Origin of the sequence: Flavobacterium aciduliphilum (assembly GCF_003268855.1) — a bacterium.
Taxonomy (GTDB): domain Bacteria; phylum Bacteroidota; class Bacteroidia; order Flavobacteriales; family Flavobacteriaceae; genus Flavobacterium; species Flavobacterium aciduliphilum.
On the sequence record NZ_QLSZ01000001.1, the window covers coordinates 47,208 to 68,569 of the forward strand.

Consider the following 21,362-nt stretch of genomic DNA (forward strand, 5'->3'; position numbering starts at 1 on the left):
ATAAAAAGTCTTTATTTGATTATTTTTTTAAAATATACTCAAAAACAAAGCTGTTTTTTTACATTTTAAAACCATTTTCTTGTAAACAAACCGAGCAGTGCTTGTGGTGAAAAAGCGACAATAAATCGAATTTTTTCGGCATATTGTGGTTGCGTGACTTCTAAACCATTGTTGGAATACACGGGAAAATACAATTCAAAATAATCGGTAACAAGATTTAAACGCACCCCCGAATCATAAACAAAAAGAGGTTGGGCATATTTGTTTTTTAACAATCCCGCATCACCATAAACCTCAATCCAATTCCATATATTAAAACTTCCGTTTAGAGCGGTCATCCATTGATTGGCATAAGGTGTGCTGAGTTTTGATTTGAAAGCTCCTTCCGCTTGTATATATTGTTGACTAAAGAGACCCGAACTTTCTGATCTCCCGAAGTAATCATAATCAAACAAATAATCTGTGGGATGGTCAAGGGCAAAACTAAAAAAATTTGATTCGGTTTTGTTATACAAAAAAACGCCTCCATAGAGCCTAAGATTGACTTGTCGGTTATCATTAAATAGTCTTCTAAAACTAAGCGTTGTAGCAATCTTTCCAAACTTTGAAGAAATTTGAACATCATTAATCATGCCTCTATGCTTGGTAATCTCCGTTTGAATATTGGAAAAACGCATATTAAAAACCGAGTAGTTTTCATCGGCGCTACTGAGTACAAAAGCGCTGGGTTCGCGATTAACCATCACATTCCTAAACACCAAACTCTTGTTTATGTTTTTACGGAAGTCGTTTTCTCTAAATCGGAAGGTAATGTTCGGATTTAGTTTTTTGTAATAAGCATCGGGGGCATAATGATAGTTTTCACCACCCAATCCATATCTAATATAATACAACTTCCCTTCACGAAGATACTGATTATAAACCCCAGAAGCTCTACCCGATAAAGAAGCTGTTTTTAACGAATAAGATGGCGTGATATCAAATCCGAAAGGTTTATCCAATATCGTCTTGTTATGAAAACGCATACCAGCTATGAATCCATCATAGTAATTATATTCTAAAGTGGGTACATAAAGCACCTGATTGTATCCAGGATCTTCCAAATCTTTAACCAAATTAAACTTGAAAGGTCGGTTAAAAACGGGAAAGGCTTTTAATGATTTCCAATTGTTTCGCAGATTATATTCGGGAACAGTATTTTTGTAATTGATCACTATTTTGTCGGCGCCCAACCTTTTAAAAGTATAAAGACTATCGCTTTTATAATCGACAATCCATTCTTTAAAAACAACTTCATTCTTTTTTAAACCATATATAGGAATAGGAACCACATTCGATTTGGATTTTAAATTAAATGACACTGTATCTTCCGTTTTTGTTACTTTTTTAAAAGTAAAATCGATAATCTGTCTGGAATGAAGCATTGTTGTAAAAAACCAATCCAATTTTTTTGAGGTGTTTTTTTTAAGAATTTTTTCAAAATCGGCAGCTGTAGTAAAATGTTGTTGGGCATCGCGCACAAAGTCCTGTATGCTTTTTTGTAAAACTTCTTCCCCAACATAATCCGCTAGGTATCTAAAAGTAAGTCCCGCTTGGTATTTTGAGGCAATTTTTTCATTGAATTTTAACAACTTGTCTTTAGACACACCCAACGGCTGATCGAGGTTTTTTCGAGCCATAAGCATATAAAAATAGCTGTATTGTTCGTTAAAATCCAAATTGATTAATCGAAATCTTTTTAACAATCGAAGCTTCCCAATACTTCCCATCATTTTGGCTTCTGGATAGTACTCATCAATATACTGCATCATAGAGTATACTTGAATGGCATCAAAGATCCAGTTATCTTTTCTGGAATCGAGTTGCAAGGAATTTTTTTCAAAATTATTCAAATAGGTCTTTAAAAATTTTAATTCGTAGATAAAATAATTAGGGAAAGGTCTTAAAAAGGAAGGCAATTGATTGAGTCCATAAAACGGATTCTGCTCATAATCGGTTTGAGAAACTACCATTTTTGCATTGGGATAAGTACCTAAGTGCTTCCCAACATAATTAGTGATTTTATCTATGAGTAAGGCTTTGGTAATCTCATCGATACGAGTATCTTCAAAATTAGTGACTACTTCTACTTGATTATTTTTATATGCTTGGAAAGTAGGGTGTTTATCAATATACAAACTTAAAGACGTGAGATGGGTTCCTTTGAAATGATTCTTGTTAGATTGAGAAGAAAGCAAAGGCAAATCACAAACTACTTGATAATCTTGTGCTGTGGTAATGTCCAAATCTATATCAAAAAGCGCATTGGGGGCATCATCAATATTTAAATTATTGTACTTTACAAACGCTCTGTTACTATAGAGCGCCGGAGTTAAAAACCAATCTTTTAATGTCATTTCACCTTGATCATTAAATCCATAGTTGGTGAAACATTCGTTTGGTACTTTTACTGTATATTCTAAAAAAAAAGTAGCTTGTTGTCCTGGTAATAAAGGCTCCACAAGAGGCACTTCAACCAAATCAGGAAAATCCTCAGGACGGTGCCATGGTAGGTTTGTGTTTTTACTATTTTGAATAGAGAGCGCTAAGGTTCCCCCTCGATCCTTATCGGAGGCAATATGAAAACTCCGTACAAATTCATCTGAAAAACGTTTACCTAAAGGAGAATTTTTATTTGAATAGGCATTCATCCAATCATTTAAAACTACTTCATGCAATGTGTCTTGAGTCGTATTGTTATAGACCAAAGTTTGTGAAATTGCAAGGGTTTTCTTTTCATGATTTACGACAGCTTTCAATTGAATTTGATGCTGCGCTACACTGTGAAGTGTACTTAAAAGAAATATGAAAAGTAGTTTCTTCAAATGTTATTTTTTAGTATTAAACAAAGATTGAAAAACAATCTTAGTAAATAATTCTGCTCCATCCCGATTCATGTGTCCACAGGTAGAAAAATATTTATCATCGGTTACAGAATCTTCAAATCTAAGAATTTCAGGATAAATTTCATGTAAATGATTAAAATAAGTTCTATTAATGGTTTCCTTGCACATGGGAGTTGTTAAGGCAATTAATCGGATATGATGTTGTTTGCATATCTTTTTTATTGTTTCATACCCTTTGTTTCGCTTAGGATAATATTTAGACAAATCAGCAGGAACCATAGGGCGTTCGTTCGTCATCAAAGCATGAAATCCGTTAGCATCCAAAACATTTGTCTTTTTATGAATCGCTGCGTTAAAGGCCTCTCTAAATCCAATTCGGGCATCGTAATGCATGTATCGATAAAAAGGAATGCACAACAAAGCATAATATTCGGGAATGTTTTGGTAATAGGAACGTATGGTTTTAGAAACATGTAAATTGGGCATAAAAAGGGAACGAATGGCCTCTGAATGATCGTTAGAATTGATGTTTAAATCAACCTGTAAGACAAGTGTTTTAATGTGATAGTTTCGCTCCAACATGAGTTCTAACATCAATGCCGATTCTTCCAAACGCGAACGAGTGATACCAAAATTGAATGTTTTATAGCCCCGATCATTAAATATTTTAGGAATGAAGTGATTGTTTACTCGGGAGGATCCCAGAAAAACAACATCGTAATTTTTATTTTTAGACTGATACAAATAATCTATCTTACTTCTAGAATCTGATTGAAGATACACTACCGTATACAATATATCCAAAAGAATCATAGCTACTAGTAAAATAGCGGCACTCTTGAGTAAAAAGGGTATAAACTTTCTCATCAGAATTGAAAATAAATAAACTCCTTATAATCGGAAAACACGCCCAGTGCTAGAATAGAAGCCAAACAGAATCCTAATTTTACCCAACTATATTTTCCCGATATGGGTTCGATTTTATGCCTCGTTTGCCATTCAACCCACACAAAAATAATTAGCAAATACACCAATTCTTCACTGTAGCGCTCAATACTAAAATATTGCGAAGAAAAATGCCAATCAGTTGCCATTCGTTTCAAATACAGTAAGGCATCTGTAAGTGTTTTTGATCTGAAGAACACCCATGCCAAACAAGTCAAAGCAAAGGTAAATAAGATATTCAAAAAAGTTCGAACTCCTTCGACATTGGCTTTTAAAACCAACGTATCAACATGTTTTCTGTTGCGATTAAACAAAAGCAATGGCATGAAATAAAGGGCATTTATAAAACCCCACGCTAGGAACGTCCAATTGGCTCCATGCCAAAAACCGCTTACTAAAAAAATAATAAACGTATTACGCACTTGAAACAGTTTGTTGCCTTTGCTGCCTCCTAGCGGAATGTATAAATAATCTCGAAACCAAGACGATAATGAAATATGCCATTTGCGCCAAAACTCGGCAATATCTCTCGAAAAATAAGGGTAATTAAAATTCTTCAAAAGGTCAATTCCAAACAATTTGGAGGTTCCTAAAGCAATATCAGAATAGCCCGAAAAGTCGCCATAAATTTGAAAGGCAAAGTATACCGAACCTAACAGCAATGAAAGCGAATTCATGGTAGTATAATGATTGAAAATTTCGTTAGCATAATTGGCACACGAATCGGCAATAACTACTTTTTTCACTAAGCCCCATACGATTTGATAGATCCCTTCTTGCGCCTTATTAAAATTGAACTTTCTTCGGACTTTTACTTGTGGTAATAAATGTGTTGCTCGTTCAATAGGCCCTGCCACTAGTAAGGGAAAATAACAAACAAATAACGAATAATCTACAAAATTGCGTTCTGCTTTAATGCGTTTATAGTAAATATCAATAATGTACGAAAGCCCGTGAAAGGTGTAAAACGAAATCCCAACAGGAAGTATTAACTTCAATAAAATCGGACTAGATGTAACACCAAAGGAATGCAGCATTTGAGCAAAGGAAGTTGCAAAAAAATTGTAGTATTTAAAAATGCCTAAAAACCCTACATTGATACTCACGCACGTCCATAACCACATTTTCCGTTCTTTGTTGGTTTGACTTTTCTCAATCTTCATGGCTGAAACGTAATCCAACAAGGTAGAAAATACCAATAAAAAGAGAAACCTCCAATCCCAACACGAGTAGAAATAATAACTCGCCAAAATCAAAATATAATTCTGATTAATTTTCGATTTATGCCCAACAAACCAATACAATATAAAAACTATTGGTAAGAAAACAGCAAAATGCAACGAGTTAAAAAACATAGTAAAGTAATTAGCTGTTAGCCATTAGCTGTTAGCTTTACGGCTAACTACTAAAAGCTGATCGCTTAAAAATTCGGACTTAAATTGTATTTTTTATAGAAATTATCTAAAGCTTCCACTACTTCATCTTCTGTATCAACTAGTTTGATTAAGTTCAGATCGTCTGGATTAGCATTTCTTTGTTGGTCTATCATAACGTTTTTAATCCAATCTAGCAATCCCGACCAATAGGAAGTTCCAACCAAAATAATGGGAAATTTTCCTATTTTTTTAGTTTGAATCAGGGTAATAGCTTCAAACAATTCGTCTAGCGTACCAAATCCGCCGGGCATCACTACAAAACCTTGCGAATATTTTACAAACATTACTTTACGAACAAAGAAATAGTCAAAATTTAAATTTTTATCTTTATCGATATACGGATTGAAATGTTGTTCGAAAGGCAATTCAATATTTAACCCTACAGAAGTTCCTTCGCCACGATGCGCGCCTTTATTTCCTGCTTCCATGATTCCAGGCCCGCCCCCAGTAATCACACCATAGCCTGCTTTACTAATTTTATAGGCAATACGTTCAGCCAACTGGTAGTATTTGTCCTCTGGTTTGGTTCTTGCCGATCCGAAAATAGAAACACAAGGACCAATACGCGCCATAGTTTCATATCCATTCACAAACTCCGACATGATTTTAAAAATCGCCCAAGAATCGTTAGTTCGAATCTCATTCCAAGTTTTTTGCTTTAATTTTTCTTGGATTCTTTCATCTTCATTGTTGTAATCGTTGTATCCCATATCCTTTAATTAATTTTTCAATTCCTTTTCAATAAGGAAAAGCCTACAAAAATAAGTCTTTTTTGGTAAAGTTTGTGTAGGATGGTGTTTATTGCCTATTTATTTTTTGCTGTTTTCCCATTCCCATTTCAATAGAGAATAGCACTCAGAGTCCTCGTTTTTGCCTTCTACCAGATAATCTTCGCGCATCGTCCCTTCAAAACTGAAGCCGTATCGTTGTAATAATTTTAATGAAGGTTGGTTTTCAGCTGCAATTAAAGCTTGCACTCGGTGCAGATTTAATTCGGTAAAACCGTAGGCTAACACTTCTTTCAAAGCTTCACGCATCAACCCTTTTTGCTTGAACGCTTCGTTTCGCATGTTGTAAAATACTTCGGCTCTTCTATGAGTAGCATTCCAAGTATGAAACCCACATTCTCCAATAGGTAGGTCCGTTTCCTTATCTACCAATAGGAATACAAAAATAGACAAGCGATGGGTTTCAACTCCTTTTTCATAAATGTCTTTGTAATGGTCATAACCCAGATCATCCAAACCTAAATACGCCTTAATTGCATCTTTAGTCTGGGTTTGAAACAATTCATTGATGATGGCAGGTGTGATGCTTTTTAGCCACAATCGCTCGGTCTCAACTATGATATGATTCATTTTAACTCTTTCTTTAAAAATTGTGCCGTGTAGCTTTTCTTATGTTTGATGATTTCTTCTGGGGTTCCCGTGCAAAGAATTTCTCCGCCACCTTTTCCGCCTTCTAGACCTACATCAATAATATAATCGGCTAGTTTGATTACATCTAAATTATGCTCGATAATCAACACGGTGTTGCCTTTATCAACCAATTTTTGAATCACATCCATCAACACACGAATGTCTTCAAAATGCAAACCTGTAGTGGGTTCATCCATGATGTAAAAAGTATTACCTGTATCTTTTTTAGACAATTCGGTAGCCAATTTAATCCGTTGGGCTTCTCCACCCGAAAGAGTGGTACTTTGTTGTCCTAAGGTAATATACCCCAAACCAACATCTTGAATAGTTTTTACTTTTCGATAGATTTTGGGGATGTTTTCAAAGAACTCTACGGCTTCATCCACCGTCATGTTTAACACATCGGAGATGGATTTTCCTTTGTAACGAATTTCCAAAGTTTCTCGATTGAATCGTTTGCCTTGACAGGTTTCACATTCAACATACACATCAGGCAAGAAACTCATTTCGATGGTTCGAACTCCCGATCCTTCGCAAGTTTCGCAACGTCCACCAGCGACATTAAAGCTAAAACGTCCCGCTTTATAGCCACGAATCATCGCTTCAGGGGTTAGGGTAAACAAACTTCTAATCTCTGAAAACACATCAGTATACGTCGCTGGATTGGAACGAGGTGTTCTACCAATAGGGCTTTGATCAATATCAATCACTTTATCAATATGTTCTAAACCTTCAATCTTTTTGTATGGCATTGGTTTTTTGACCCCATTAAAAATATGAGCATTTAATATGGGATACAAGGTTTCATTAATTAACGTCGACTTACCGCTTCCAGAAACTCCTGTAACACAAATTAGAGTACCCAATGGAAACGAAACAGTAACATTTTTTAAATTATTGCCCGTTGCCCCAGTTAGTTTAATCGATTTTCCATTGCCTTCACGACGTTTTTTAGGTACTTCTATTTGCAATTCACCGTTCAGATATTGCGCCGTTAGAGTATGTTCTTTTAGTAATTCTGTTGGGGTACCTTTGCTAATAATGTTCCCACCAAATTTTCCAGCTTTCGGACCAATATCAATCACATAGTCGGCACATTCAATCATGTCTTTATCATGTTCTACGACCAACACGGAGTTTCCAATATCACGCAAGTTTTTCAACGAATTAATCAAACGTTCGTTATCGCGTTGGTGCAATCCGATACTCGGTTCGTCCAAGATATACAGCACTCCTACCAATTGCGAACCAATTTGTGTAGCCAAACGAATGCGCTGTGCTTCTCCCCCCGAAAGGGATTTAGAACTTCGATTTAAGGATAGATAATTTAACCCTACATCCATCAAAAATTGCAAACGATCATTGATTTCTTTCAGAATTTCTGTAGCAATGACTTTTTGTTTTTCCGAAAGTGTTTCGGGCAATGCTTTAAACCAAGTTGTCAAATCAGACACATCCATAGCGGACAAATCGGCTATGTTTTTATCTTGTATTTTAAAATAAAGCGATTCCTTTTTTAATCGAGAACCCTTACAATCTGGACATGCGATTTCATCCATGAATTCTTTTGCCCATCGTTTAATCGCTGTTGAGGCATTATCATCATATTGACTTTTAATAAATGTAGCAATTCCTTCAAAATCAATTTTATATTCTTTAGTCACGCCCGCAGTTTTAGAAACCACAGAAAATTTTTCGTTGCCTCCGTTTATAATCATATCGAGGGCTTCTTCTGAAAGCGTTTCGAGAGCATCTGTTAATTTGAAACCAAATTTTTCGCCAATAGCTTCCAATTGTTTAAACATCCATGAGGCTTTGTATTCCCCTAGAGGCGCCAAACCTCCTTTTTGAATGGAAAGCTTCGGATTAGGAATAATTTTACTTCTATTGATTTCATATATCGTTCCAAGTCCTTTACAACATTCACAAGCTCCTTTTGGAGCATTGAACGAAAACAAATTTGGTTCAGGGTTTTGATACGAAATTCCGGTAGTTGGACACATTAAGGTTCTACTAAAAAAACGCACATCCGTTGTTTCATGTTCCAAAACCATCATCACATCATCTCCATGATACATGGCCGTTTTGATGCTTTCGGTCAATCGTTTGGCGGTGTCCTCATCGGAAGCGATTTGAAGTCTATCAATTACAATTTCAATATCGTGTGTTTTGTAGCGATCTAATTTCATCCCCGGAGTGATATCAACTACAGCACCATTAACGCGAACTTTAACAAAACCTTGTTTGCCTATTTGTTGAAATAATTCGGCATAATGTCCTTTTCGAGCACGAATGACGGGAGCCAAAAGCACTATTCGTTTTCCTTCATAGGTTTCCATTATGAGTTGCTTAATTTGCTCATCAGAATAAGAAACCATTTTTTCACCTGTATTATAACTGTAAGCTTCCCCTGCACGAGCAAACAACAAACGTAAGAAATCGTATATTTCAGTTATGGTACCCACGGTAGAACGTGGCGATTTACTTGTGGTTTTTTGTTCGATAGCAATCACAGGCGAAAGACCATCAATTTTATCGACATCAGGACGTTCCAATCCACCAAGGAATTGACGAGCATAGGCAGAAAACGTCTCAATATAACGGCGTTGTCCTTCGGCATATATAGTATCAAAAGCTAGAGACGATTTTCCAGAACCCGAAAGTCCTGTGATAACCACCAATTGTTCTCTTGGAATGGTAATATCAATATTCTTTAAATTATGAGCTCTAGCTCCAATAACTTCTATAGTATTATCGTGGTCTAGCATATTCTTTGTCAAAACGCAAAAGTACAATTTTAACAATAAAGTTTGGTACGTCTGTTGAGAAGAATTTGTTAAAGATTTTTATATTTGGACAAAAAAAACATGAAAATTTTAGGAATAGGTTCACGCCTTAAACATGCTGAATTCGGATTGGGCGTTGTAACGAATGTAACTGCCAAACAATATTGGGTTACTTTTATTGATAGCGGCCTTGAAACCATAGCTATTGACAGTGATTTTGAAATTATTGAAGCACTTGAAGACGAAGTCGATTCGGTAAGTTTTTACGACATCGAGCGAAGTTTAAAAAGCATCCTCCAAAAATGGAGTGATGTATCTCAAGTTGTCCCCATTGCTGATAAATGGAAAGGAGGAAAATTAATTCTAGAGCCCGGAACACCCACACAAAGTAAAGAAGTGCCTATAGATACTTTTTTTCACAAAATAACTATGGTTCGTGACCGACTCCGTGTCATGGAACAAAAAATAAATGCTAGTAATCTTGAGGAAGCTGAAAAAATTGATTTGCAACAATACATTACGCGTATTTACGGAAGTTTAACCACATTTAATGTACTGTTCAAAAGTACGAATGACTATTTTGTGGGAGAAAAAACGAAATAAATCTTTTTATAAAGAATGCCCAAAACTAGAATTAATTTTGGGCATTTATCTTACAAAAAAAGCTGTCTTTCGACAACTTTCTCCAATTCTATTTTTACAATTACTTTATAAATTCAATCTTCTGAATTTCTTCGATGTTTTCGCTATCAAAAAAACCTTGTTCATTCATCCAATCATCACTAAATACCTTACTCATATACCTTGACCCATGATCAGGAAAAACCACAACAATATTACTGCTTTCAGTAAATTCTCCTTCTTCTGCAAACTGTTTTACAGCTTGAAAAGCAGCTCCAGAAGTATATCCTACAAATAATCCTTCTCGTTTTGCAATTTCTCTGGCAGTATGGGCACTATCTTCATCGGTTACTTTAATAAATTTATCAATCACATCAAAGTCGGTGGCTGTTGGAATAAGATTTTTACCCAAACCTTCAATACGATACGGATAGATTTCATTCGTATCAAATTCTTTGGTTTCATGGTATTTTTTCAAAACAGAACCAAAGGCATCAACGCCTAAAACTCTTATAGCAGGATTTTTCTCTTTTAAAAATTTCGCAATACCCGATATGGTACCTCCTGTACCACTACAAGCTACTAAATGCGTAATTTTACCCCCTGTTTGTTCCCAAATTTCAGGTCCTGTGGTATGATAGTGGGCATCTACATTCAATTCGTTAAAATACTGATTGATGTAAACAGAGCCTTTCGTTTCTTCATGCAAACGCTTGGCTACACTATAATAGGAACGATCATCATCCGCAGCAACATGGGCTGGACACACGTATACTTTAGCCCCCATGCTTCGTAACATATCAATTTTATCTTTTGAAGATTTTGAACTTACAGCCAAGATACAATGATATCCTTTGATGATGCTTACCATAGCCAAACTAAAGCCTGTATTACCAGAAGTCGTCTCAATTATGGTATCGCCTGGTGAAAGCAAACCTTTACGTTCGGCTTGTTCTATAATGTATAACGCAATTCTATCTTTAGAAGAATGTCCTGGATTGAAAGCCTCTACCTTAGCAAAAAAGTTTCCTTTTAGATGTTCTGTAATATTATTTAGTTTAATGAGAGGCGTGTTCCCAATTAATTCTAAAACAGTACCGTAGGCTTTTATTTCTTCTTTCATAAATAAAAAATTAGTATTGCGGTTTCCTTAGAAAAACGATAACCACAAACCTTGCAAATTTAGTAATTTATTTTAAACTAACTTTTAATTTTTTCTAAATCTAATAAAAAACAAAACTCCTTAGCTACTTCTTTCAATGCTTCAAATCTTCCCGAAGCTCCGCCGTGTCCAGCTTCCATATTGGTATCCAAATAGATTTTAGTATTGTTTTTATTAGAACATCGAAGTTTAGCTACCCATTTTGTAGGTTCCCAATACTGCACTTGCGAATCATGAAATCCCGAGGAAATATACATATTTGGATACCCTTGTTCGCAAACATTATCATAGGGAGAATAGGACAACATGTAGTCATAGTAGGCTTTTTCATTAGGATTTCCCCATTCGTCATATTCCCCTGTAGTAAGCGGAATAGAATCGTCTAGCATGGTGGTCACTACATCTACAAAGGGAACTTGCGCAATGATGCCCTGATATAATTCAGGATTCGTGTTAGCAATGACTCCCATCAATAATCCTCCAGCGGAACCTCCTTCTGCATATAAATGACTGGGAGAGGTATACTTTTGAGCGATAACATGTTTCGAACATGCGACAAAATCGGTAAATGTGTTTTTCTTTTTTAACAACTTTCCATCTTCATACCATTTTCTACCCAAATCTTCTCCACCGCGAACATGTGCAATCGCATATATAAACCCTCGATCGAGCAAACTAAGACGCGTAGTTGAAAAATACGGTTCCATAGTCATTCCATACGAACCATAGGCGTAAAGCAAGAACGGATGGGATCCATCCAACACAATATCTTTTTTATAAACCAATGAGATTGGAATTTTAGTTCCATCTTCGGCTGTAGCCCAAATTCGTTCTTCTTTATAATGGTCTTTATGAAACGTACCTCCCAAAACTTCTTGTTCTTTAAGCAAGACCGTTTCTTGAGTGCGCATATTAAAATCAAATAACGATGAGGGTATCGCTAGAGATTGATACGCATAACGAAGAATTTCTGTATCAAAATCGATATTTGTTGTAGTATAAGCGGCATAGGTTTCCAATTCAAAAGGAAGGTAATATGCTTGTTCAGGATTTTTCCACGGAATGATTCTAATTTTGTTGAGTCCGTCAAATCGTTCCGAAACAACTAAATACTCTTTAAAGATATCGATTCCTTCAATGAGTACCTCTTCTTTATGCGAAATGACATCCACCCAATTTTCAATAGAAGTCGACCCTTCAGGGGTTTTCATCACTTTAAAATTGTAGGCGTCATCTTTATTGGTAACGATGTAAAAATGGTCTTCAAAATGTGATATCGAATATTCTAATTCTCTAACTCTTTTTTGAAAAATCTTAAATTTTTCATGTGGGGTTGCTGATAACAAAATTTGATATTCCGAAGTTAACGTACTTTCTGACTCAATAATAAGGTATTTCTTAGATTTTGATTTATAGACTGAAACGGTGAACGTATCATCCTTTTCTTCATAAATCAATTCGTCTGTTTCACATCCTTTCCCTAAAACATGCTTGAAAATTTTATCTGGGCGTAATGTAACTGGATCTTTTCTTGAATAAAACAACGTCACATTATCACTCGCCCAAGTAGCTCCACCCGTCGTGTTTTCTATTCTGATAGGCGACACCTCATGCGTTTCCAAATCCTTCACATGAATTGTATATTGTCTTCTCGAAACGGTATCAACTCCATACGAAATAAAACGATTGTCTTCGCTTACACTAATTCCTGTCACATGAAAATAGGCATGTCCTTGCGCCATCTCATTACAATCGAGCATGATTTCTTCTGGAGCTTCCAAACTTCCTTTTTTTCTAGCGTATATAGGATAATCTTTCCCTTTTTCAAATCGGGTAATGTAATAATATCCATTATAAAAATAAGGCACCGATTGATCGTCTTCTTTGATACGGCTTTTCATTTCCTCAAATAACGCCTCTTGAAATGACTTTGTATGCGCTGTTGAAGCTTGATAATATTCATTTTCTGCTTTCAAATAGGCAATAACATCAGGATTTTCTCTTTCGTTAAACCAATAATAATCATCTATTCGTTGCTGTTGGTGTTTAACTAGAGTATGTGGTTTTTTCTTGGCAATAGGAGGCACAATTTCTTTTTGCATGGGTAATCGAATTAAAACACAAAATTACAACAAAGAGATTACTATTTTAAAAGCTTTTTTTGAAGTTATACAATTAAAATGAACAATAGATTTCGTTAAGAAACGCGTAAAGTCGTTTGCAGTTTTAGTTTTTTTTCTAATATTTGCACACCTAAAAAAAAGAAAAAAATGTTTGGCGACCTCATGGGAATGATGGGTAAAATAAAAGAAACCCAACAAAAAATTGAAGAAACAAAAAAACGACTTGATTCGGTGTTGATTGATGAGAAGAGTTCCGATGGATTACTCAAGACTACCATTACAGCCAATCGAACACTCAGAAGTATCGAAATTGATGAGCAATTGTTAGCCGATAAAGAACAATTAGAAGATTACTTAGTCCTTGTTCTTAATAAAGCTATTGAAAGAGCTTCACAAGTTCATGAATCTGAATTGGGAGTTGTAGCCAAAGAAGGAATGCCTAGTATTCCGGGAATGGATCTTTTTAAATAAATCTTTATTTTAGTAATTCAATTGAAGCGCGATGCAACTTTAAGGCTCCCTCATGCTCTAACGCTTTTAATAGACGAGAAATAACTACCCTTGACGTATGCAAGTCGTAAGCGATTTCTTGATGCGTACTCAGAATAAATTTAGTTTTATTAATTTTAGATTTTTCTGACAGATAATGTAACAACCGTTCATCCATGTGCATAAAAGCCAAGTGATCAATAGCATTCAACATCTCTTTTAATCGGTTATTGTAGCTATTAAAAACAAAATTTCTCCAGCTTTTATACTTCCCTAACCACTCTTCCATTTTAATCACAGGAAGCATAATCAAAGACACATTGGTTTCGGCAACAGCTCTTATTTCACTTTTGGTATCGCCCATACAACATGCCATAGTCATCGCACAGGTATCGCCTTTTTCAATAAAGTATAACAACAATTCCCCTTCGTCAAAATCCTCTCTTAATATTTTGATGGCTCCTGAGAGCAACAAAGGCATATTCTTAATATAATCCCCAAAATCAATTAAGATATCCCCTTCTTGAAATTCATAAAGTTTAGCTACCGAAGCTATTTCTTCTAGTAATTTTTCTTCAAAAACTACACTATAATTGGCTTTAATTACCTCCAACATATTCATTTCTTTATCATTTTTTCATAACGATTAATCCAATCTTCAACCGTAATTTTAGACAACAACTCACCAAGTAATTCGTAAGGAATGGAATCCATTTTTTTAAATCGCACACAACTTTTTCCCATATCCAATTTAGCGGTGCATCGCTTGGCATATTCAGACACAAACCAATCATAGAGTGTTTTGTCTCCATAAAGTCCCATATGATATACATTTATTGAATTCTTTTGAGAAGCAATGTTAAAAAAGGGTAAGGGTAAATTTGGAGTACAATGATATCCTGCTGGGTATATTTCATGAGGCACAACATACCCCAGCATACCGTACCCCATAACTTCTTTAAATCCGGTAGGAAGATTTTTCAATGCAATGGCTCTTAGTTTTTGCATCGCCTCTCTCCTATCTTCGGGTAATTCGGCTATATAGGCCTCGGGGGTTGTCGCTTTTGATGGCATAAATATTTGTATTTGAATTACAATAAAAACAAAAGTAATACTATTTTTTTTTAGATTTACAAAACTAAAAGAGTATTCTAAAATTATTATTAAAAAGTGAACTAAGTACACAATTTTCAAAGTTTTGACTATTACAAATTAAATTATCTCTATATGAAAAGACGAATCCTTTCGGTTAGCTTAGTATTTTTTCTGCTTGCCTCTTGTTCTGGAAGTAAAAATACTGTAACAACACAGAAAAAAATTATTCCTAACGAACAAAGTTTTGCCAATACCATTACGGCCTCTGAACTTAAAACTCATCTTACAATCATTGCCTCCGATGACATGGAAGGTAGAGATACAGGAAGTAAAGGTCAAAAAAAAGCGGGTAATTACTTAATTGCACAATACAAGAAAATGGGAATCCCCTTTCCAAAAGGGGCTGAGAGTTATTACCAGAACGTTCCTGCCGAATTCATGAACAAAGAATACGATGAACATTTACCCGATTCTGAAAATATTTGGGCTTTTATCGAAGGAAGTGAAAAACCAGACGAAATTATTGTTGTATCTGCTCACTACGACCATGTTGGAATGAAAAATGGAGTGGTTTATAATGGTGCAGATGACGATGGCTCGGGTACCGTAGCCCTTCTCGAAATTGCACAAGCGTTTCAAAAGGCTAAAGAACAAGGTCAAGGTCCTAAGCGGTCTATTCTATTCCTACACATGACTGGTGAAGAACACGGCTTATATGGTTCGAGTTATTATTCAGAACATCCTTTGTTTCCTATAGAAAAAACAGTAGCTGACGTTAATATAGATATGATTGGGAGACGTGATAATAGACATAGCGACTCCAATTACATTTATCTCATAGGCTCTGATTATTTATCTTCTGATTTATTTACCATTTGTGAAGAGGCTAATGCCAAATTTACACAACTTGCCATAGATTATAAATACAACGACCGTAAAGACCCTAACCGATTCTATTACCGCTCTGATCATTATAATTTTGCAAAACATAGAATTCCTGTAGTATTTTTATTCAATGGTACACATGCCGATTACCACAAAGAAACTGATGATGTGGATAAAATTGAATTTGATGCTTTATCAAAAAGAGCGCAATTAGGTTTTACTATCGCTTGGGAATTGGCGAATAGACCTACTCGAATTGTGGTAGATAAATCAGGAAACTAAATTTCATACAAATCAAAAAAGGCTTTTGTTTCTAAACAAAAGCCTTTTTTAGTATATATTTCTAGAATTATCCTAATACTTCTTTCACTTTTTTTCCAATCTCAGCAGGAGAATCTACTACGTGAATGCCACATTCTCTCATAATGCGTTTTTTAGCTTCAGCGGTATCATCAGAACCTCCTACGATAGCACCTGCATGCCCCATAGTTCTTCCTTTTGGAGCCGTTTCTCCAGCGATGAATCCAACAACGGGTTTGCGGTTTCCATCAGCTTTAATCCATTTAGCAGCATCTGCTTCCAATTGTCCTCCGATTTCTCCAATCATGATGATACATTCTGTTTCCGAATCGTTCATTAACATTTGTACAGCTTCTCTTGTTGTAGTTCCAATGATAGGGTCTCCTCCGATTCCGATTGCTGTTGTGATTCCCAAACCTTGTTTTACAACCTGGTCTGCTGCTTCATAAGTGAGTGTCCCTGATTTTGAAACAATTCCAACTGTTCCTTTTTTGAATACAAATCCTGGCATAATACCTACTTTTGCTTCTCCTGGAGTAATAACCCCTGGACAGTTTGGTCCTACCAATCTTGAATTTCTTTCTTTTACGTAAGAATACGCTTTAATCATATCGGCAACAGGAATCCCTTCAGTGATACAAATAATAACTTTAATTCCAGCATCAGCGGCCTCCATAATCGCATCGGCAGCAAAAGCGGGTGGAACAAAAATAATTGAAGTATCGGCTCCTGCTTGGTCTACAGCATCTTTAACCGTGTTAAAAATAGGACGGTCTAAGTGTGTTTGTCCCCCTTTTCCTGGAGTCACTCCTCCAACAACATTGGTTCCATACTCAATCATTTGTGATGCATGAAAAGTTCCTTCACTTCCCGTAAATCCTTGTACAATTATTTTTGAATCTTTATTAACTAAAACGCTCATGGTATGTGTATTAAATTGTGTTTCTAATTTATGTGTTGCAAAAGTATAAAATCCTAAGTTAGTAATTCATGTTTCGCCATAAGTTTTTTACTACTTCTTTGCAAAATTTATATATATACTTTATGAAAATTGACTCATTTGATACCCTCGATACAATTTTCCGTCTTGAATTTCCCAAATGACAAAAAAGTGTGCCAAAAGCATTTCCTCTCTCGGATTTTCGACTGTTTTTACAAAATGAGAATAACGAACTGCTACCTGATTGCCTTCTGCAATCATGTGTGTTATTCTAATTTTCGAACGAATATAAGCCTTGTTGAGTTCATCTGACAAATTGAGTACATCTTGTTTGTTCATTTGAACAAAACCTTTACTACTATTCCATTCGATAATTAAATCGTCATGAAGAAATTCTTTTACATCATCTTTATTGAGGATAACATCATTTTTGTAAAAATCCTGAACAATTTCTTTTGGTGACATGATTAGATTTTTTTAAGAATTTCTGGGATTCTTTTTATATTCGCTAGTTGCTTTAACTTTTCTCTCGATTCTTCTATAGGGGTTCCAAAATAGGTTTTGCCTCCTTCAATAGATTTGGTCACACCCGTCTGTCCCAACACAACAGCCTTGCTTCCAATAGTGATACCGCTGGTCGTACCTACTTGACCCCATAAAGTTACCTCATCCTCTATAACCACACAACCTGCAATTCCGGTTTGTGCCGCGATGAGGCATTTTTTCCCGATAACCGTATCGTGACCCACATGCACTTGATTATCCATTTTAGTCCCTTCCCCAATAGTAGTATCTCCTGTTACCCCTTTGTCTATGGTACACAATGCTCCAATTCCGACATGGTCTTCAATCACAACGCGTCCTCCAGAACGCAACTGATCAAAACCTTCGGGGCGTTTTTTATAATAAAACGCATCAGCACCCAATATCGTTCCGGAATGAATAATCACATCATTCCCAACCACACAATGATCGTAGATGGTTACATTAGCATGGATGATACAATTAGTACCAATAGTAACGTGATTGCCTATAAAACAATTAGGTTGAATCACCGTACCTGCTCCTATTTTGGCCGACGGAGAAACCGCAGCATGTGACGCAGTAAAAGGTCTGAAATGATTCGTTAACGTATTGAAATCCCTAAAAGGATCGTCTGAAATCAGTAAGGCTTTCCCTTCTGGACAATCCACTTCCTTATTGATTAATACAATCGTGGCCGCCGATTGAAGGGCTTTATCATAATATTTGGGGTGATCCACAAAAACAATATCTCCAGGAGTTACCACATGAATTTCGTTCATGCCTTCCACGGGGAACTCATCGGATCCAATATAGGTACATCCTATTATTTGAGCAATTTCTTTTAGGGTATGTGTACGAGAGAACTTCAAAACTATTCTTTTACTCTTTCAATATAGTTTCCTGTAGCTGTATCAATTTTAATTTTATCGCCTTCATTGATGAATAAGGGTACATTTACAGAAGCTCCTGTTTCAACTTTTGCAGGTTTGGTCGCATTGGTTGCAGTATTTCCTTTTACACCTGGTTCCGCATACGTCACTTCAAGTACAATAGACGCAGGCATATCAACCGCTAATGGCATATCCGTTTCTGTGTTGATTTGAACCATAACATTCGTTCCTTCTTTCAACAACTCTGGAGCATCTAACACGTCTTTATTTAAGGTAATTTGCTCATACGTTTCCGTATTCATAAAATGAAAATCATTGCCCTCAGCATATAAATATTGAAACGTATGTGTTTCTACACGAACTACATCAATTTTATGTCCTGCTGAAAACGTATTGTCCAATACTTTCCCATTAGTTAATGATTTTAATTTTGTTCTTACAAAAGCAGGTCCTTTACCTGGTTTTACATGCAAGAACTCTATAATTTTATAAATGTCATGATTGTGTTTAATACAAAGTCCGTTTCTAATATCTGCAGTAGATGCCATTTTTTATAATTTATTTATTGTTAGTATTTGCTTATTTCTTTTTAATACGATCCCGAGTAGCCTTTCATGATACCTCGAGAGGAATTTCTGATAAAATCCAAGATCTCATCGCGTTCAGGAGAGGCTGCCATTTCAGCTTCAATAATCCCAACAGCCTGAGAGGTATTGTAATTTTTTTGATATAAAATTCTATAGATATCTTGAATTTCACGAATCTTCTCTGTGGTAAATCCGCGTCTTCTCAAACCAACCGAATTGATTCCTACATACGAAAGGGGTTCTTTAGCTGCTTTGGTATAGGGCGGCACATCTTTACGTACCAATGAGCCTCCAGAAATCATAGCATGATCTCCAATTTGAATGAACTGATGTACGGCTGCTAATCCGCCAATAATAGCATAATTTCCTACAATAACATGCCCTGCCAAAGCAACCCCATTAACAATAATGGCATTATCACCAATATGGCAATCATGGGCTATGTGGGCTGTAGCCATAATAAGACAGTTTTTTCCAATTTTGGTCTGACCCGAAGCAATAGTACCTCTGTTGATGGTAACACACTCACGTACGGTTGTGTTATCACCAATAATGGCTAAAGAATCTTCTCCTCCAAATTTTAAATCTTGTGGAACTGCGGCAATAATAGCACCTGGAAAAATGTTGCAATTTTTACCAATGCGCGCGCCTTCCATAATGGTTACGTTTGAGCCAATCCACGTTCCTTCGCCAATTTCCACATTGTTGTGAATGGTTGTAAAAGGATCAATTACAACATTTCGGGCAATTTTAGCGCCTGGATGTACATATGCTAAAGGTTGATTCATAATTTATCTACTTAAATTAGTTCTTTGCTATTTTCTGATTGGTCACTAATTTACCAAATCATCAAAGGAACAAAAATTATTGTTTTTTTGCGATTTGAGCCATTAATTCGGCTTCAGCTACGAGTTTACCGTTAGCATAGGCATTGGCTTGCATGTGGCAAATTCCTCTACGAATTGGCGAAATCAAATCACATTTGAATACTAATGTGTCTCCAGGCAATACTTTGTGCTTGAACTTCACATTGTCTATTTTCATAAAATAGGTTAAATAATTTTCTGGGTCTGGAACCGAACTCAAAATAAGAATTCCCCCTGTTTGCGCCATCGCTTCTACTATAAGAACTCCAGGCATTACGGGTGCTCCAGGAAAATGTCCTACAAAGAAATCTTCATTCATAGTAACATTTTTCAACCCTACAACGTGGTTGTCGCTCATTTCCAAAATTCGATCTACCAACAAGAATGGCGGACGATGAGGCAGCAAATTCATTATTTGATGAATGTCCATCAAAGGTTGTTTGTGCAAATCGTATACAGGCACATGATTCTTTTGCTCAATTTTGATAATCTTAGACATTTTTTTGGCAAACTGAGTGTTTACAAAATGCCCTGGTTTATTGGCAATCACCTTACCTTTAATACGAATACCAATCAATGCCAAATCGCCAATCACATCCAAAAGTTTATGACGGGCCGCTTCATTGGGGTAATGCAGTGTAAGATTATCCAAGATTCCATTCTCTTTTACCGATATCTGCTCTTTTCCAAACGCTTTTTTAAGGTTTTCCATAGTGGAGGGAGATATTTCTTTATCTACATACACTATTGCATTATTCAAATCTCCTCCTTTTATCAACCCATTATCCAATAATGTTTCCAACTCATGAAGGAAACTAAACGTCCGGGCGGAAGCAATTTCTGTTTTGAAATCATGAATATTTTTTAAAGTTGCATTTTGTGTGCCTAGTACTTTCGTACCAAAATCAACCATTGTGGTCACTTGATACTCATCGGCAGGCATCACAATAATTTCACTTCCTGTGTTTTCATCAACAAAGGAAATGACTTCTTTCACCACATAATAATTTCGGTCTGCTTCTTGTTCTACAACCCCTACTTGTTCAATCGCTTCCACGAAATATTTTGAAGAACCATCCATGATAGGCGGTTCTGATTCGTTCAGTTCAATAATAACATTATCCACATCACACCCTACAAAAGCAGCCAAAACATGTTCTGATGTTTGAATCTTTACCCCTAGTTTTTCTAAGTTGGTTCCGCGTTGCGTATTCACAACATAATTTGCATCTGCTTCAATCACAGGACTTCCCTCTAGGTCTACTCGTACAAATGTAAACCCATTATTAATTGGGGCGGGTTTGAAAGTCATCTGAACCTCTTTCCCCGTATGAAGTCCTACACCAGTTAGTGTAATCTCACTTTTGATGGTCTTTTGTTTAACCATAATTCCTTACTCGTTTATGTTT

The 21,362-nt window shown here is 35.9% G+C and carries 19 protein-coding genes; 3 read left to right on the plus strand and 16 right to left on the minus strand.

Going from position 1 to position 21,362, the window contains the following annotated elements:
* Nucleotides 1-65: 65 nt before the first annotated feature.
* From CLV55_RS00185 to uvrA, 6 genes are all read right to left on the minus strand, one after another.
* Nucleotides 66-2,864, minus strand: a complete 2,799-nt coding sequence (locus tag CLV55_RS00185) for a gluzincin family metallopeptidase (protein WP_245902658.1) — start codon at nucleotides 2,862-2,864, stop codon at nucleotides 66-68.
* A 3-nt stretch (nucleotides 2,865-2,867) separates the two neighbouring features.
* Nucleotides 2,868-3,752 (minus strand): hypothetical protein, encoded by an 885-nt coding sequence (locus CLV55_RS00190; protein WP_112111727.1) that lies wholly within the window; start codon nucleotides 3,750-3,752, stop codon nucleotides 2,868-2,870.
* The gene (locus CLV55_RS00195; RefSeq protein WP_112111728.1) at nucleotides 3,752-5,185 is read right to left on the minus strand and encodes an MBOAT family O-acyltransferase; all 1,434 of its coding nucleotides are present in this window, start codon (nucleotides 5,183-5,185) and stop codon (nucleotides 3,752-3,754) included. The genes CLV55_RS00190 and CLV55_RS00195 overlap by 1 nt, the downstream gene beginning before the upstream one ends.
* A gap of 65 nt (nucleotides 5,186-5,250) precedes the next feature.
* On the minus strand, nucleotides 5,251-5,976 hold the full coding sequence (locus CLV55_RS00200) for an LOG family protein (protein ID WP_112111729.1): 726 nt from the start codon (nucleotides 5,974-5,976) through the stop codon (nucleotides 5,251-5,253).
* A 99-nt stretch (nucleotides 5,977-6,075) separates the two neighbouring features.
* On the minus strand, nucleotides 6,076-6,624 hold the full coding sequence (locus tag CLV55_RS00205; RefSeq protein WP_112111730.1) for a GNAT family N-acetyltransferase: 549 nt from the start codon (nucleotides 6,622-6,624) through the stop codon (nucleotides 6,076-6,078).
* The gene (gene uvrA / locus CLV55_RS00210) at nucleotides 6,621-9,452 is read right to left on the minus strand and encodes an excinuclease ABC subunit UvrA (protein ID WP_112111731.1); all 2,832 of its coding nucleotides are present in this window, start codon (nucleotides 9,450-9,452) and stop codon (nucleotides 6,621-6,623) included. The genes CLV55_RS00205 and uvrA overlap by 4 nt, the downstream gene beginning before the upstream one ends.
* A 99-nt stretch (nucleotides 9,453-9,551) precedes the next feature.
* On the opposite strand from uvrA, the gene CLV55_RS00215 reads away from it, so the two are divergent.
* The gene (locus CLV55_RS00215) at nucleotides 9,552-10,073 is read left to right on the plus strand and encodes a hypothetical protein (RefSeq protein ID WP_112111732.1); all 522 of its coding nucleotides are present in this window, start codon (nucleotides 9,552-9,554) and stop codon (nucleotides 10,071-10,073) included.
* Nucleotides 10,074-10,173: 100 nt separating this feature from the next.
* Here CLV55_RS00215 and CLV55_RS00220 read toward each other — a convergent pair whose 3' ends face one another.
* Both CLV55_RS00220 and CLV55_RS00225 read right to left on the minus strand, forming a co-directional pair.
* Nucleotides 10,174-11,214 carry a PLP-dependent cysteine synthase family protein gene (locus tag CLV55_RS00220; protein ID WP_112111733.1) on the minus strand — a complete coding sequence of 347 codons (1,041 nt, stop codon included), beginning with the start codon at nucleotides 11,212-11,214 and terminating at the stop codon, nucleotides 10,174-10,176.
* 77 nt (nucleotides 11,215-11,291) lie between these two features.
* Nucleotides 11,292-13,355: a S9 family peptidase gene (locus CLV55_RS00225; protein ID WP_112111734.1), complete on the minus strand. Its 2,064-nt coding sequence runs from the start codon at nucleotides 13,353-13,355 to the stop codon at nucleotides 11,292-11,294.
* Nucleotides 13,356-13,523: 168 nt separating this feature from the next.
* Here CLV55_RS00225 and CLV55_RS00230 point away from each other — a divergent pair, with 168 nt between their 5' ends.
* Nucleotides 13,524-13,847: a YbaB/EbfC family nucleoid-associated protein gene (locus tag CLV55_RS00230; protein WP_112111735.1), complete on the plus strand. Its 324-nt coding sequence runs from the start codon at nucleotides 13,524-13,526 to the stop codon at nucleotides 13,845-13,847.
* Nucleotides 13,848-13,851: 4 nt separating this feature from the next.
* On the opposite strand, the gene CLV55_RS00235 is transcribed toward CLV55_RS00230, so the two are convergent.
* Together CLV55_RS00235 and CLV55_RS00240 are read right to left on the minus strand one after the other, a co-directional pair.
* A complete protein-coding gene (locus tag CLV55_RS00235) occupies nucleotides 13,852-14,481 on the minus strand; it encodes a Crp/Fnr family transcriptional regulator (protein ID WP_112112195.1) in 630 nt (209 codons plus the stop codon).
* A gap of 2 nt (nucleotides 14,482-14,483) precedes the next feature.
* The gene (locus CLV55_RS00240; protein ID WP_112112196.1) at nucleotides 14,484-14,939 is read right to left on the minus strand and encodes a DUF1801 domain-containing protein; all 456 of its coding nucleotides are present in this window, start codon (nucleotides 14,937-14,939) and stop codon (nucleotides 14,484-14,486) included.
* Between the two features lie 153 nt (nucleotides 14,940-15,092).
* On the opposite strand from CLV55_RS00240, the gene CLV55_RS00245 reads away from it, so the two are divergent.
* On the plus strand, nucleotides 15,093-16,127 hold the full coding sequence (locus tag CLV55_RS00245) for a M28 family metallopeptidase (protein ID WP_112111736.1): 1,035 nt from the start codon (nucleotides 15,093-15,095) through the stop codon (nucleotides 16,125-16,127).
* Nucleotides 16,128-16,194: 67 nt separating this feature from the next.
* Here the strand turns inward: CLV55_RS00245 and sucD are convergent, their stop codons facing one another.
* The 6 genes from sucD to CLV55_RS00275 form a co-directional block, all read right to left on the minus strand.
* On the minus strand, nucleotides 16,195-17,067 hold the full coding sequence (gene sucD / locus CLV55_RS00250) for a succinate--CoA ligase subunit alpha (protein ID WP_112111737.1): 873 nt from the start codon (nucleotides 17,065-17,067) through the stop codon (nucleotides 16,195-16,197).
* A 120-nt stretch (nucleotides 17,068-17,187) separates the two neighbouring features.
* The gene (locus CLV55_RS00255; RefSeq protein ID WP_112111738.1) at nucleotides 17,188-17,550 is read right to left on the minus strand and encodes a nuclear transport factor 2 family protein; all 363 of its coding nucleotides are present in this window, start codon (nucleotides 17,548-17,550) and stop codon (nucleotides 17,188-17,190) included.
* 2 nt (nucleotides 17,551-17,552) lie between these two features.
* Nucleotides 17,553-18,479, minus strand: a complete 927-nt coding sequence (locus tag CLV55_RS00260) for a UDP-3-O-(3-hydroxymyristoyl)glucosamine N-acyltransferase (protein WP_112111739.1) — start codon at nucleotides 18,477-18,479, stop codon at nucleotides 17,553-17,555.
* A gap of 2 nt (nucleotides 18,480-18,481) precedes the next feature.
* Complete coding sequence (gene efp / locus CLV55_RS00265; protein ID WP_112111740.1) at nucleotides 18,482-19,048, minus strand: elongation factor P; 567 nt, start codon at nucleotides 19,046-19,048, stop codon at nucleotides 18,482-18,484.
* 41 nt (nucleotides 19,049-19,089) lie between these two features.
* Nucleotides 19,090-19,875 (minus strand): acyl-ACP--UDP-N-acetylglucosamine O-acyltransferase, encoded by a 786-nt coding sequence (lpxA, locus tag CLV55_RS00270; RefSeq protein WP_112111741.1) that lies wholly within the window; start codon nucleotides 19,873-19,875, stop codon nucleotides 19,090-19,092.
* Between the two features lie 76 nt (nucleotides 19,876-19,951).
* Nucleotides 19,952-21,340 (minus strand): bifunctional UDP-3-O-[3-hydroxymyristoyl] N-acetylglucosamine deacetylase/3-hydroxyacyl-ACP dehydratase, encoded by a 1,389-nt coding sequence (locus tag CLV55_RS00275; RefSeq protein WP_112111742.1) that lies wholly within the window; start codon nucleotides 21,338-21,340, stop codon nucleotides 19,952-19,954.
* Nucleotides 21,341-21,362 lie beyond the last annotated feature (22 nt).

What these genes read in the sequence shown, in the direction of transcription:
- CLV55_RS00190 (WP_112111727.1), bottom strand. Translation starts at nt 3,752, where the DNA reads ATGAGAAAGTTTATACCCTTTTTACTCAAGAGTGCCGCTATTTTACTA.
- CLV55_RS00195 (WP_112111728.1), bottom strand. Translation starts at nt 5,185, where the DNA reads ATGTTTTTTAACTCGTTGCATTTTGCTGTTTTCTTACCAATAGTTTTT.
- CLV55_RS00200 (WP_112111729.1), bottom strand. Translation starts at nt 5,976, where the DNA reads ATGGGATACAACGATTACAACAATGAAGATGAAAGAATCCAAGAAAAA.
- CLV55_RS00205 (WP_112111730.1), bottom strand. Translation starts at nt 6,624, where the DNA reads ATGAATCATATCATAGTTGAGACCGAGCGATTGTGGCTAAAAAGCATC.
- uvrA (WP_112111731.1), bottom strand. Translation starts at nt 9,452, where the DNA reads ATGCTAGACCACGATAATACTATAGAAGTTATTGGAGCTAGAGCTCAT.
- CLV55_RS00215 (WP_112111732.1), top strand. Translation starts at nt 9,552, where the DNA reads ATGAAAATTTTAGGAATAGGTTCACGCCTTAAACATGCTGAATTCGGA.
- CLV55_RS00220 (WP_112111733.1), bottom strand. Translation starts at nt 11,214, where the DNA reads ATGAAAGAAGAAATAAAAGCCTACGGTACTGTTTTAGAATTAATTGGG.
- CLV55_RS00225 (WP_112111734.1), bottom strand. Translation starts at nt 13,355, where the DNA reads ATGCAAAAAGAAATTGTGCCTCCTATTGCCAAGAAAAAACCACATACT.
- CLV55_RS00230 (WP_112111735.1), top strand. Translation starts at nt 13,524, where the DNA reads ATGTTTGGCGACCTCATGGGAATGATGGGTAAAATAAAAGAAACCCAA.
- CLV55_RS00235 (WP_112112195.1), bottom strand. Translation starts at nt 14,481, where the DNA reads ATGTTGGAGGTAATTAAAGCCAATTATAGTGTAGTTTTTGAAGAAAAA.
- CLV55_RS00240 (WP_112112196.1), bottom strand. Translation starts at nt 14,939, where the DNA reads ATGCCATCAAAAGCGACAACCCCCGAGGCCTATATAGCCGAATTACCC.
- CLV55_RS00245 (WP_112111736.1), top strand. Translation starts at nt 15,093, where the DNA reads ATGAAAAGACGAATCCTTTCGGTTAGCTTAGTATTTTTTCTGCTTGCC.
- sucD (WP_112111737.1), bottom strand. Translation starts at nt 17,067, where the DNA reads ATGAGCGTTTTAGTTAATAAAGATTCAAAAATAATTGTACAAGGATTT.
- CLV55_RS00255 (WP_112111738.1), bottom strand. Translation starts at nt 17,550, where the DNA reads ATGTCACCAAAAGAAATTGTTCAGGATTTTTACAAAAATGATGTTATC.
- efp (WP_112111740.1), bottom strand. Translation starts at nt 19,048, where the DNA reads ATGGCATCTACTGCAGATATTAGAAACGGACTTTGTATTAAACACAAT.
- lpxA (WP_112111741.1), bottom strand. Translation starts at nt 19,875, where the DNA reads ATGAATCAACCTTTAGCATATGTACATCCAGGCGCTAAAATTGCCCGA.
- CLV55_RS00275 (WP_112111742.1), bottom strand. Translation starts at nt 21,340, where the DNA reads ATGGTTAAACAAAAGACCATCAAAAGTGAGATTACACTAACTGGTGTA.